Annotated in this window: 12 protein-coding genes; 2 read left to right on the top strand and 10 right to left on the bottom strand. The window is 39.5% G+C overall.

From position 1 onward, the window contains the following. Positions 1-9: 9 nt before the first annotated feature. Genes ACZSMY_RS19225 through ACZSMY_RS19215 form a run of 3 tightly spaced genes read right to left on the bottom strand, consistent with a single transcriptional unit; the run spans position 10 to position 2,438 of the window. Positions 10-990, bottom strand: a complete 981-nt coding sequence (locus ACZSMY_RS19225) for a DctP family TRAP transporter solute-binding subunit (RefSeq protein WP_052484851.1) — start codon at positions 988-990, stop codon at positions 10-12. Between the two features lie 21 nt (positions 991-1,011). Beyond that, positions 1,012-1,809 (bottom strand): carbon-nitrogen family hydrolase, encoded by a 798-nt coding sequence (locus tag ACZSMY_RS19220; protein WP_319022543.1) that lies wholly within the window; start codon positions 1,807-1,809, stop codon positions 1,012-1,014. Continuing rightward, positions 1,809-2,438, bottom strand: a complete 630-nt coding sequence (locus ACZSMY_RS19215; protein WP_042528917.1) for a DUF2848 family protein — start codon at positions 2,436-2,438, stop codon at positions 1,809-1,811. Before ACZSMY_RS19215 ends, ACZSMY_RS19220 begins: the two co-directional genes overlap by 1 nt. Positions 2,439-2,705: 267 nt before the next feature. On the opposite strand from ACZSMY_RS19215, the gene ACZSMY_RS19210 reads away from it, so the two are divergent. Further along, positions 2,706-4,307, top strand: coding sequence for an FMN-binding glutamate synthase family protein (locus ACZSMY_RS19210; protein ID WP_465148190.1), 1,602 nt, complete (start codon positions 2,706-2,708; stop codon positions 4,305-4,307). A 225-nt stretch (positions 4,308-4,532) separates the two neighbouring features. Here the strand turns inward: ACZSMY_RS19210 and ACZSMY_RS19205 are convergent, their stop codons facing one another. Next, positions 4,533-5,612, bottom strand: coding sequence for a tartrate dehydrogenase (locus tag ACZSMY_RS19205; RefSeq protein ID WP_042528914.1), 1,080 nt, complete (start codon positions 5,610-5,612; stop codon positions 4,533-4,535). Between the two features lie 292 nt (positions 5,613-5,904). Here ACZSMY_RS19205 and ACZSMY_RS19200 point away from each other — a divergent pair, with 292 nt between their 5' ends. Continuing rightward, positions 5,905-6,819: a carbohydrate kinase family protein gene (locus ACZSMY_RS19200; RefSeq protein WP_289584515.1), complete on the top strand. Its 915-nt coding sequence runs from the start codon at positions 5,905-5,907 to the stop codon at positions 6,817-6,819. A 103-nt stretch (positions 6,820-6,922) separates the two neighbouring features. Here ACZSMY_RS19200 and ACZSMY_RS19195 read toward each other — a convergent pair whose 3' ends face one another. The 6 genes from ACZSMY_RS19195 to ACZSMY_RS19170 all read right to left on the bottom strand — a co-directional run bounded on the left by ACZSMY_RS19195 (position 6,923) and on the right by ACZSMY_RS19170 (position 13,389). Beyond that, entirely contained in the window at positions 6,923-7,612 is a 690-nt protein-coding gene (locus ACZSMY_RS19195) for a copper homeostasis protein CutC (protein WP_289584516.1), read from the bottom strand. A 443-nt stretch (positions 7,613-8,055) separates the two neighbouring features. Further along, complete coding sequence (phnX, locus tag ACZSMY_RS19190; protein ID WP_465148189.1) at positions 8,056-8,850, bottom strand: phosphonoacetaldehyde hydrolase; 795 nt, start codon at positions 8,848-8,850, stop codon at positions 8,056-8,058. Continuing rightward, positions 8,847-9,941 (bottom strand): 2-aminoethylphosphonate--pyruvate transaminase, encoded by a 1,095-nt coding sequence (phnW, locus tag ACZSMY_RS19185; protein ID WP_193063691.1) that lies wholly within the window; start codon positions 9,939-9,941, stop codon positions 8,847-8,849. Before phnW ends, phnX begins: the two co-directional genes overlap by 4 nt. Before the next feature lie 84 nt (positions 9,942-10,025). Then, positions 10,026-11,009, bottom strand: a complete 984-nt coding sequence (locus ACZSMY_RS19180; protein WP_226894851.1) for an extracellular solute-binding protein — start codon at positions 11,007-11,009, stop codon at positions 10,026-10,028. 9 nt (positions 11,010-11,018) lie between these two features. Beyond that, positions 11,019-12,644 carry an ABC transporter permease subunit gene (locus ACZSMY_RS19175; protein WP_465148188.1) on the bottom strand — a complete coding sequence of 542 codons (1,626 nt, stop codon included), beginning with the start codon at positions 12,642-12,644 and terminating at the stop codon, positions 11,019-11,021. Beyond that, a complete protein-coding gene (locus ACZSMY_RS19170) occupies positions 12,637-13,389 on the bottom strand; it encodes an ABC transporter ATP-binding protein (RefSeq protein WP_042528904.1) in 753 nt (250 codons plus the stop codon). Before ACZSMY_RS19170 ends, ACZSMY_RS19175 begins: the two co-directional genes overlap by 8 nt. Between the last annotated feature and the right edge of the window lie 112 nt (positions 13,390-13,501).

Here is a 13,501-nt window from a genome sequence, read left to right as displayed (position 1 = left end):
ACTACCTTCTTACTTAGAATCAATAAGACTTTGAATTATCTCTTCAGGAACTTCGTTAGAAACAGCATCCTTTACATCGATCGTTGCTTCGGTGAACGCTTCTCTATCCGGCTCTGTTACAGTTACTCCCTGTTCCTCTAACATAGATAAAATTTCATCTTCTTTTTCATCGAGAGCATTACGCTGATATTCTTTCGCTTGATTAAAAGCCTCTTCGACAGCTGTTTTTTCTTCATCACTTAACTCATCATAAAAGCTGCTGCTCATTAAAGTAACAGCTGGTGTATAAGTATGCCCTGTCAGCGAAACATATTGCTGTACTTCATAAAGATTCATGGAATCAATCGTAGCTAACGGGTTTTCTTGACCATCTACTACCCCTTGGTCTAAAGCAGAATACAATTCATTGAAATCTACTGGTGTCGGACTCCCGCCTAATGCTGCAATATGGTCTTCCCATACAGCAGCTGGCTGTACTCTAATTTTCATACCGTTGACATCTTCTGGATTGACAATTTCTGTAGAGCTATTTGTTAGATGACGAAAACCTACTTCCCAGTAACCTAACCCTTTCATCCCTTTATCTTCTGCCAAATCTAATAACTGCTGTCCTGCATCTCCATCTAATGCATTATATACATGATCTTTATCCTCAAAAATATATGGAATCCCAAAAACGTTCATCTCCGGAATGGTATTAGAAAGATTACTATCTGCTGCAACCGTTGTCATTTCAATAGACCCTGTACTTACTTGCTCAATTACATCTCCTTCAGAACCAAGCGAAGCATTCGGATGAATTTCAACTGTAAAATTAACGTTTTCATTACCTTCAAGCTCTTCTTTAAATTTTTCAGCAGCAATATGATACTGATGACTTTCTGAACCAGAGTGTGCTAGCTTAATAACTCTATTTTCACCACCAGCATCACCACTCCCACAACCTGCAAGAATGAACAACAGCACTAAAATGAAAATTACTTTTTTCACAAAAAACAGCTCCTTTTCAAGCTAATTAAATTTATAGTAATTTGTTCTGCGACTTTCAAAAATAGGTATTTCTTTTCTTATTCTATTTATATATTCCATATCTAATTGCTCCAATAATACTTCTTCTTCATTACTTGTTGCTTGTTTCATAATTTCGCCAAATGGATTAATTATGATAGATTTTCCTGCAAACTCAGTACCTGTCGGCTGTTTTCCAATAATATTCGAAGCAACAATGTAACACTGGTTTTCAATTGCCCTTGCTTGCAATAACGTTAACCAATGAGCCGTTCTCTCTATCGGCCATTCAGCAACAACAAAAATAATCTTAGCTCCATCTAAAGCTAAATCTCTAAATAGCTCCGGAAAACGCAAGTCATAGCATATAACGGCCCCCATTTTTTCTCCATCTAACTCAAATACCTCTGCTTTGTTCTTACCACCTACTAGATATTTGGGTTCATTCAACATAGGGACTAAATGAATCTTAGAGTATTCGTGGATGAATTCCCCGTCTCGGTTAACAACAAAAGAGGTGTTTAATACTCCTTCTCCCTTTGTGTTCGCTACAGATCCAGCAACAATATTTACACTATATTTTTTGGCAAGCCTTTGAATAACCCCCTTAATCGGTTCAAGGTTGTCCATAGCAAGCTTTTGTATATTTTCTAAATCATAGCCTGTCGTCCACATTTCCGGTAAAACAACTGTATCAATATCATTTAAATCTGTGTTTAGAAATACCTTCTCCACGTGTTCTATATTTGCTTCAACGTCTCCAAACTCAACTTCAAATTGTAAAACTGCTATTTTCATCATTACACCTTCAACTTTTCTACTTTATATTCTAATTCAATTGTCTTATCCATCTTTTCACTGTAAATACCACATCTAAAACCATCTCCATAGATAAAACCATTTAGAAGTGGAACCGTGCCACAGTAAACAACATAGTTTTGACTTTCTATATCATTTCTTTTTAAAAAGTCCATTATTTGTTCAAAAGGTATAATAGAAGAAACTTTATCATGCTGGTACTTGACCCAGTTACCTTCAGATAATACTTCAGAATATAGAACTAAATCGTCCCATTCATCCTGAACATCTTCAAAGTCCCACTTTTCACCAGCAATTGGTTTTGCACATACTTGTTTAGATTTATGAATCGATACCGTTTCTAAACCTCTATCCGTATGGTCACTTCCAACTGTTACAAATAAATTTCCTTCCTTATCACATATAAGGACTATTTCTACTTCACCGCTTGTTTGATTACCAATAACACTGATTGCTCCACTGTTATCAATCAAGTAATCGCTTAAATGATATAACTCCGGCACTGATTTAGGTTCCGGGACCCCTATTTTCTTTAACTCTTCAACATGCTCCCAAGTTTTCTTTTTATCTCTGCCTGCATATCCAATACAATAGAACTGTTTTTTACTCATAAGTACTTTTACCACCTCTTTAATGTATTATGCATACATTATAATTTATAAAATATTTATTGTAAAGGCTTACAGAGATATATTTTTTCAATTCAATCTTAAATATTGGATGTTATCTTCATGCTTTCTATAAATAAATTTCCAAAAATCAATAAAAGTTTTTTTTAAAGTGTAACCATTTTCAAAACGGGTATGTATATCTTATAGGCACATATCAAGTTTTACATATACAGTTTGATACTTTGATGTGAAAGGAGATATTTGAAAATGGAATTTTCTGCACTTACTTTTATTTTGATAGCATTGAGTATTCTGGTGATAGCTATTATTGTTATCCCGCTGGGACTGTTCAGCTACATATATTGGAAGGACAGGAGGCAGTCACAACATGCCATTCTACGTAACTATCCGCTGCTTGGTAAAATAAGATATACCGCAGAAAAAGCTGGTCCCGAGCTGAGACAATACTTATTTGATGCAGATACTGCCGGGAAACCATTTTCCCGCGATGATTATCGTGATGTGGTAATTCCAGCAAAATATCAGAAAAATATGATTGGTTTTGGTTCCCGCCGTGATTTTGAGAAAGCGGACTTTTATGTAAAAAATGCGATGTTTCCTAAACAGCAAGAAGAACTGGAGGCAGATAATACAAGAATCATTGATTCCAAAGTTTATGAAGTGAAAGAGGATAATTTGCTGAGCCGGAAAGAAAAATTAAAGGACCAAAGGATTCAGCCATGGCTTTTAAATGATGAACATGCAGTCGTTATTGGTCCTTCCTGCAGGCAGCCCTTCTGCGTAAAAGGGCTGGTCGGGATGTCTGCAATGAGCTACGGAGCGTTGGGAGAGAATGCAATTACCGCTCTGTCCAAGGGGATTGGCATGGCAGGCGGTTCCTGGATGAACACGGGAGAAGGAGGGCTCTCCGATTACCATTTAGCGGGAGATACTGACATCATAGCCCAAATTGGCCCCGGTCTTTTTGGAGTCCGTACAAAATCAGGTGCTTTTAACTGGGATTTATTGAAAGAAAAAAGCGAAATCCCACAGGTCAAAGCCTTTGAACTAAAGCTTGCACAAGGCGCAAAAACTCGCGGTGGGCATGTCGATGCAGAGAAAGTAACAGAAGAAATCGCTTCTATACGAAATGTCGCTCCTTACCAAGAAATTGACAGTCCAAACCGTTTTAACGAGTTCGGTGACGTTCCATCCATGTTCTCTTTTATCGAACAGATTCGGAATCATACTGGTCTTCCAGTCGGCGTTAAATTGGTCATTGGCAGCCCGCACGATTTAGAAGAGATGGCCAGTTATATGAAGGAAACCGGTGCCGGCCCGGATTTCATTACTGTAGATGGCTCCGAAGGCGGAACAGGGGCAACCTTCCAAGAGCTTGCTGATAGCGTTGGACTCCCTATAAAATCAGCAGTCACCATCGCTAATCAGACGTTAAAAAAATATGGGGTTCGCGACCGTGTTACACTGATTGCTTCAGGAAAACTTTTTACAGCTGATCGAATCGCTGTCATCCTCGGAATGGGCGCGGACCTTGTCCAGATTGCTCGTGCATTTATGATTACAGTCGGCTGCATTATGGCACAAATTTGTCATACAAACCGTTGTCCCGTGGGTGTAGCAACAACCGATCCTAAGCTGCAGAAAGCTCTCGTCGTGGATGAAAAAGCTTATCGGGCTTTGAATTATCTGGTCACCCTTCGTGAAAGCCTGTTCCGTATTTCCGCGGCGGCAGGCGTCACTACTCCGACGGACATTCGTGCATCACATATTCAATATAAGGATGAATATCAGCGGGTGTGGTCGCTGGATGAATTAATTGATAAAGAAAGCTTCTCTGTGACTTTATAGTCCCAATCGAACTGCCTGCTCCATGTGCTGTTTAAAATAAATAAAAAGAAGCTCACAGCTGAAATAATAATTTTCCGTGAGCTTCTTTTTATTTATGCTTAACCATTTCTTTAACTCTATTGCAAAATAAACACACCATCGTCCATTCATGTGAAGCTAGGCAGACCTCATCTTAAGCAACTTCTTCATACGTAATCAGATAGCGATTTACCCTTATTAAACCAGTTACTTATGATGCAGCTTCCCCGCTATTTTCTCAACAAAATAATCTCCAACTTCTGAAGTACTATGCTTTCCTCCTAAATCTGGTGTGAGCACTTTCTTTTCATCAATTATTTCTTTTATCGTTTCAACAACGACACTTCCCCATTCTTCCTCACCAAAATGCTCTAACATTTGCGCAACCGACCAGATAGCTGCAATAGGATTAGCAATCCCTTGCCCGGCTATATCAGGTGCTGAACCATGAACCGGCTCAAACATGGAAGGATAATTTCTTTCCGGATTTACATTCGCCCCTGTCGCTAGCCCCATCCCGCCAGTAATTGCAGCGCCGATATCTGTCAAGATATCTCCAAACAGATTGGAGGTTACTACAATTTCAAAACGTTCCGGCTGCATAACAAAAAACATACTTGCCGCGTCGACTAAATAGGATTCTGTTTTGACATCTGGATATTCCTTCCCTACTTCTTCAAATACTTCATCCCAGAAAACCATCGAATAGTTCAAGGCATTCGCTTTACTGATACTTGTCAGTGATTTTTGTTGCTTACGTGCTTCCTCGAAGGCATATCGGATAATCCGTTCTGTCCCTTTCCGGGAAAAAACACCGGTTTGCAAAACAACCTCTTCTTTTTTCCCTTTAAATAACCAATCCCCGGCGCCGGCGTATTCCCCTTCACTATTTTCCCGGATAACAAGGAAATCAATATCTTTCTCTGATTTATTTTTAATTGGCGTCAGTTCTTCATTTAATAACCGCACGGGGCGCAGATTCACATATTGATCAAAACCCTTACGAATTTTCAATAGTAAATCCCAAAGTGAAATATGATCAGGAACCCCAGGATAGCCTACAGCTCCGAGATAAATCGCATCAAATTCTTTCAATTGCTCTATCCCATCATCCGCCATCATTTTTTGATGTTCTATGTAGTACTCACATCCCCAAGGAAAACGTTCAAATTCAAAAGAAAGTGTATTATCCAGCTTCTCGATGGCCTGCAGCACTTTTACACCCTCTGCTACAACTTCCGGTCCTATTCCGTCTCCTGGAACAAGCGCTATTTTCCATTTTTTCATTAAAAACCCTCCACCCTATCGTTAATCTATTCATTTTATCTTGACCTGGCTTTTTCCAAGGAAAAAACCTGTTTTTCATTCCTTCGCTTCTCAAAAAAGTTATATAGTTATTATACCACCCAAGGATGCGTTTACATAATAAAGATAAGATAATCCTTGTTTCTCTGACCACACATTCTCTGAACGATGATAGAATATATAGATAAATAGATATCAGCTTTTTTATTTGTTGTAAGATGACATACAAAAGGAATTGCCATCAGATATCGTCTTATATAATGGAGGGGATAAAATGAGTATTCTATGTATCGGTCAAGCTGTTTATGATATAACTTTTCCTATCGACAAGCCGATTGTTGAAAATCAAAAATACCGCATTCCGGAACGAATAGAATGTATGGGAGGCCCGGCCGCAAACGCGGCTTATTTGTGCGCACTCTGGGGAAGTAAAACGTCTCTTATCAGCAGGATTGGAAATGACTTATTTGGAAAGAAAATTCTAGAACAATTAGAAAATACCGGAGTCGATACCACCTCTTTAAAAGTAGATGATCAGCTGGCTACCAGCATCAGCTCCATTATAGTTAACCAAGAAAATGGACATCGAACCATTCTAAATACTCCCTTACCTCTCGAAAATTATGAGCCGGATTGGTCAGTCCATTCGCCCGATGTGATTCTTATGGACGGCTATGAAAAAGCATGCGCTCTTCAAGCATTTCAAAAGTATCCAAAAGCTATTACGTTAATGGATGCCGGAACGTTTAGGCCGGAGCTTTTAGATATTATTGAAGCTGTTGATTATCTTGTCTGTTCGAAGGATTTCGCCTATCAATATTCTGGAATAACGATTGATATGAGTCATAAAGAGACCTGGCGGGATACTTTTTCAAAACTGGAGAAAATCAACCCAAATACCATTGTGATAACCTTAGGAAGCGATGGGTCTATTTATAAAAAGGAAGATACAATCTATCACATTCCTGCCTTTCATGCAGACACAATGGATACTACTGGCGCAGGGGATATATTCCACGGTGCTTTTGCTTATTGCTTAGAGAATCATTTTTCGCTAAAGGATACGGTACGGATTGCTTCGCTGACAGCATCGATTTCTGTTGAAATCCTTGGCGGACAACTCTCCATCCCGAGTTTGGAAAGCGTGAGAAATAGAAGAGATGAGTTAGGTTTGGAGATGGATATCTAATCGCCTTCTATTGGATATTTTAAAAACGGTTAAGACAGGATATGAACTGCCTTAACCGTTTTTATTTCATGATGCATGCAGCTTCAACCAAGCTTGCTGATGATTACTTGCTTAACGCTTTCCGGATCCTCGCTATCTTTCCTTGATCCATCCCTTCTTCAAATGACTGATTATACCTGACACCACTGCCAAAATGATATTCCTTTGCTTGAATCACCTCATGCAGGGAGGCTATATTCTCTGCTCCCAGACCGCTTCCCGGCAAAATATTCGGACCCTGTAACTCGTTCTGTAATTGAACCAGCTCATGCAGCATATCCTTTCCGCCAGTACAATCCGCTGCACCGCCAGAAGTTAGGATTCGCTTAATATTTTTTCGATAAGGTACCAGTGTCCGGTAAGCTTCTATTTGATTGCGAGTATCATCAAAAGCACGATGAAACGTCACATCCAAATCAGGGAATTGGCTGCATAAATCATCTAAAAAGACAGTATCTATTGTTTTATGTTCTGTCAGCGCACCAATTACAATCCGCTTATACCCCATCTCATAGAGTAAAGAAATATCCTTTTTCATTGCCAATTTATCTTCTGCACGATACATAAATCCATAAGGATGCGGTCTAATCATTACTTGAACAGGTATTTCTACGCTGTTCATTACGTGGTGGACCGTTCCATAAGAAGGTGTCAGGCCGCCTAATTCAATAGCCGAAACCAGCTCTAATCTTGTGACACCAAGCTTTTCAGCTGCTTTTGCATCTGCTGCATGTTGAACGATACATTCTATCATGTTAGAGGTCCTTTCTGTGTTTTGTTGTGGGTTTATGCGGGTCGTCAATTCTAAAGCATCACCCTCCATTATCTTTAACTGCTTCCGTCTTCTGATATCGGTTTAATCAGATTTGATAAATATTTTGCTTTTATAAACGACGTTAACGTGCATTCATCCGCTTTTCTAAATTCATGTTACAGTCCCACCTTGCTGGTCTGATTATAACTATAACACGGCTGAGAATGGGAGCGTGTTGTAAAAGCTTCTTAATTATTTTTGCCGAATATGAAATAAGTTATATTTATTTCTTGAAATGATAATTATCAATAGCGGGGCAAAAAGTCCGTTGTCCCTTTGAAAAGAGATATATAAATAGCCGTGTTCCATACTTTGAGAAAAGTAAAACACAGCTATTTTAAAATTTATATTCTATTTAAAAAAATCACAAACCTAAAGCATATTCATTCCATAAACCGCCGTTCAATCTCCCCAATAACCCCAGGAAGCTCTCCAATCGTCCGAATCGTAAAATCAGCCCCGCGCTCTATAAAGGTCTTTTCTACCCGAGCAATCCATTCCTCCTGCTCCGCTTCAGATAACGCATCAAATTCTTCCTCACTTAACCCCATCTCTGAGCTTCCGATAACAACTGCTACAACCCAAACACCAGCATTTAACGCCTCATCGATATCCGGAATCGTATCTCCCACTTTGACAACATGACGAGCTGCTGTTAATTTCAAAGCTTCCATATTTCGGTAAATCATATATGGATATGGTCTTCCCATTCCGCTTGTCCCGTCTGCCGTCATATAAAAGTCTGGATAGTATCCTTTTTTCTCTGCTTCTGGAGCAACAATATCCATCATCTTTTGCGTATAGCCGGAGGTAGAGCCGATTTTCAGGCCTTGATTTCTTAACTGTTCTATCGTTTCCAGCACCTCTGGTTTCGGATCTGTGTACATTGCTAATGTTTCTAAGAGAGCAGCTTCAAAGCCAGCATATAAGTTCTCTACATCTTGTTCTGTGAACTCCTGACCGTACTTTTCATTCCATAACGCTGCAATTCTCGGCATAGATAACATCGTCCGAATATGATCAATCTTTGTTAAACCCATTGGTTCCCTTGCTTCTGCTATCGTCACTTCAATGCCCGCATTTTCAAAAACTGTTACAAATGCGTGTACCGGTGCAAAACAGCCAAAATCAATCGTTGTCCCTGCCCAATCAAATATAATGCCTTCTACTTTTTTCATTTTACCACTGCTCCCATATATTGTTGGATGACATTGCATAATCTTTTTATATCCTCTTCATAGACTTCTCCGATATTGCCTACCCGGAATGTATTTATTTCTGTCAACTTGCCTGGATAAAGTACAAAGCCTCTTTCCTTCACATAATGATAAAAGTCTGCAAATTCAAATGTATCGTTTGGAAATAGAAATGTCGTAATAATTGGTGACTGTCTCTCCCCCGGGATATACGGTTGGAATCCAAGCTGTTCTAAACCTTCTCGCAGCAGCTGATTATTCCGCTGATAGCGCTGGAACCTGGCCGGTATTCCTCCCTCTGCCATTAATTCGTCGATAGCTTTAGAAAATGCTGCTACTACATGGGTTGGCGAGGTATAACGCCATTTTCCGTCCTTATTCATTTCCTTCCATTGATCATATAAATCTAAGGATAGACTGTTTGCATTCCCTTCACAGGCCTGTAATTTATCCAATTTCGCAATAACAAATCCAAATCCAGGCACTCCCTGAATACATTTATTTGCGCTGCTGATCAAAAAATCTATTCCTAACGCCGGAATATCCATCTCAATACCTCCGAAACTGCTCATCGCATCAACAATCAGTGTTTTCTGATAAGCTTTAGCAAGTCTGGATACCCTTTCCAATGGATTCAATATGCCGGTTGTTGTTTCACAATGCACCATCACCACGTGCGTAATTGCAGCATCATTCTCTAAAATGTACTTTAACTCCAATTCATCGGGATAGGCATTGTAAGCAACATCGTAATGCTTATAATGTAAACCGATATAATCTGCCATTTTCACGATTCTTTCCCCATACGTACCATTCGTGATAATCAATGCTTTATCCTGATTATTCATGGCTGTGGTCATCACCGATTCCACAGTAAATGTTCCGCTTCCCTGCATCAATACCGTTGTATAATCCTCTGGGGAAGCCTTCGCAAGCTGAAGCAGCTGCATACGGATTTTCTGAGTGATATCCTTGTAGTCCTGGTCCCATGTGCAGCGGTCAAAGAGCATCTCCTCTTTCACCGTATTTGTGGTTGTTAATGGACCCGGTGTTAATAATTTATATTGTTCCAAAATACATCGCTCCTTGTTTACAGATTAGGAAGGCTTTAACTTTGTAATCCCTTTGTGATTTTCTTAATAACTTCATTCAATTCCCTACTTGGCAGAGTTAAAGAATGCTTGATGCTGCTCCAATAGTTCTACATTTAATGGCTGGTCAAATGTTTTAGGATGCGCCGGTTCATGCGTTTCATCAACCGTTTCTCCTTTATAAAGTGCTACCGGATAATAAGTTAACAGCTCTTCTCTTGCATCTGTTGAAATGACCTCTGCCATTTCCATTGCTTTTTGTGATTTTTCGTCATCCTCCTTGTTTACAACTGCTGCTGCTTCTGTCAGTGAAAAGTTCCCTTCTGCCGGATCAACAAAATCAATTGGTGCTCCAGATTCCTTCGCTGCAACTGCCTGATGTCTCAGTCCGAACCCGGCAGCAACTTCCCCTGCCTGTACTTTGCTGATTGGACCTGAACCAGAGCTTTCCAGATGTGGTCCTACATTTGCGATTAAATCTTGGAGAATTGCTTTCCCCTCTTCTTCTCCATATTCACTGATTACCGCCTGTACCATCAGCCATGCTGTGGAAGAGTCCTCAATGTTCGGAATCGATACAAGACCTTCATATTCAGGCTTTGCTAAATCGGCAATACTTTCTGGAGACTCCAAACCATGCTGTTTGAGTACTTCCGTGTTTACAAAAATAGCACCTGTATTTCCTAAAACCGGCGTATAATAAGACGGGTGCTCTTCTAATGCCTCTGCTTCAAAGGTTAAGTCCGCAAACATCTCATTCTGTTCCTGGGCACTGTCCAGGAAATAAGAGCTCATGGTAACCACATCTGCTTCTATTTGATCTCCTTCTGCCAGCAGCTTACCTCCCAGTTCGGATGTACCTTGCGATTGCAAAATATATTCTCCTTCATAGCCTGCAGCGTCCAATGCTGTTTCCATTGCTGCGGTTGCTTCCTCATCTGCATTGGTATAAATCACAACATCGTCACTTCCTTGCGCACCACATCCCGCTAAGGTAAACGCTAAAGCCATTCCTGCTCCGATGATCGATTTTTTCATGGTGTTCAACATGTTTTCCCCTCACTTCTTATAAATTTCTACTTTTTTTTGAAGAACTTCACATACCGATCTAACTAATAAATTGGTTAAGAATATAAGCACCGATAAAACGAATATTTCATTGAACTGGGCAAAATGCTGCAGTTCATTAATTTTACTTGCGACAACCGTTGTCTGAGCGGATACCAGAAAGATAACACCGCTGATTGTAACCATTGCATTCAAAAAATAGTAGCTGAACATCTCTAAAACGGTAGATATGGAGTTTGGCAGAATAACGCGATATACCGTTTTGACCCAGCTGTCCCCCAATAATTCTCCGGAGGTCTCCCAGCCAGGATTCATTTTTGTTAAGGCATTTTTCGCCATTAAATAGGGCGTTGTAAAGTAATGCATGATATTACATAAAACAATAATCAGAAAGGTTCCTTTTAAACTGCTCCCATTAAAGAGCAGCAAATAGGATAAACCAAGAACCATACCAGGCACTGTATTGGTAATCATCGAAAAGACATCGACGGTTTGCCTCCCTTTTACTTTGGTACGTGCATTAAGAAGCGCTGACCCATAGGCGATAACCGTTCCCAATACAGCTGTTAAAACAGCAACAATCAGTGAATTTTTATACACCGAAACGAGGTCATTGGACTGGAAAACACCAGCGATATGCTCCCATGTAAAGCTTAAATCATAAGGGAAAGCCGTCACGAATGGTGTAATAAACATGACTGCAAATATAGAAAGCATCCCCAGCAAAATAATCGCAGAAATAACGCCATAAAAGCTGTCTCTAAATTTGCTTGACGTTATTTCTGTTTCACTGAACTTATCATAATGAAAATTAAATCTCTCCAGATAGTTCAGCAGAAAAATTCCGATGACAGCAGGAAATAACATCAGTACAGCAATCACAGCACCTTCACTAAAGTCAGGAATTGATCCAAGCATCGCTTGATAAAGCTGTGTGGCAACAACATCATACGTACCGCCTAAAGACGCCGGGATGCCGAAGTCTGTGAAACTGAGAATAAACGATAAAACAAACGCTCCCCCCAAGGCACCTAACAATGGACGGGTAACGGTGTTCCAAAAGCTTCTTAAGGTTCTGTCGCCCATTAGCTTCGACACAATGATAAATTTCTTATCGATATATTTAAACGAATTATGGATTAATAGAAAAGCCGCCGGCAATGTATAGATAACATATCCAATCAGCAGCCCATTGAAGCCATAGATTTCAAATAAATTTCTGCCAAAAAGCTTTGTCAGTAACCCCTGATTTCCAAAGGTGTACATAATAGCAAACCCGTAAGTAATCGTAGGAATCAGCATGGGAATAAGAATACCGATTTTGACAGCACCCTTTAAAGGCTGATAGATTTTCGTACAGTTCACTGCATATGCTAAAGCAAATGCCAGCGTCGTTGTGATAATCGCTGTAACACCGGAAACCTTGAAACTATTTCCTATTGCATGGATTAAGGCGTCATTGGTCAAAGATGCTATATAATTTGAAAGCCCTATCCCTCCGTCTTCCGTCATAAATGAACGAAGAAATAAAACAATCAATGGAATGAACAGAAAAGCAAAAAAGAGTAATAGGATGATGATAAAGATAATCCGTATTTCTGGTTTTGCATTACGCATACTTTTCACCAAACAGATGAAAGATATTTTGCCGCTTAATTTGAAGCTGTCTCAGGATAAACTCCTTTACAAAATCATTTTTCGGCTGGTTAATAATTTCAAATGGTGTTCCAAACTGTGAGATATTTCCTTGATTTATAATCAAAATCTTATCGGAGATCGTTAAAGCTTCCTCCGGGTCATGCGTCACGATAATCGTTGTCAGGTTAAATTCCTTGGCAATCGACTTAATTCTTTCTTTAATTGATTCCTTAATTACACCATCTAACGCACTTAACGGCTCATCCAAAAGCAGCAGCTTCGGCTTCGTTACAAGCGTTCTTGCCAAGGCAACCCGCTGCTTCTGTCCGCCTGACAGCTCGCCAATTCTCTTTTTCAAATGCGGCTTCAGCTCTAAGAAATCAATATATTCCCTGACGTCCTCTGCTGAAGCACCCTCTTTTTTATTGCGTAATCCATAGACGATATTTTCATAAGCGTTTAAATGTGGAAATAACGCGTAATCTTGAAAGACAATATTAAAACCGCGATTTTTCATAGCTACATGACTTACATCCTCGTCATTAAAAATAACTTTTCCCTGCTCAATCTTAGTCAATCCCAAGATAATATTTAATAAAGTTGTCTTTCCGCTTCCACTCGGTCCAAGCAGTGATACAATTTCACCGCTATTAATTGTAAGGTTGATATTTTCTAATACGACTTTCTGGTCGAATTGTTTGCTGATATTCTGTAATTCTAACAACATGACCACCTCCTCTGAGTTACCCCTATCATATAAAATAAGTATTAAGATAAATCAGTTATTTTATTAAGAGTATGTAAATTATATATAAATTAAGCATAATTTGTGCATA

The organism is Oceanobacillus sp. B139/18 (assembly GCF_055524595.1).
The sequence above is the reverse complement of the archived record's forward strand: the minus strand, read 5'-3'. Positions and strand labels throughout refer to the sequence as shown.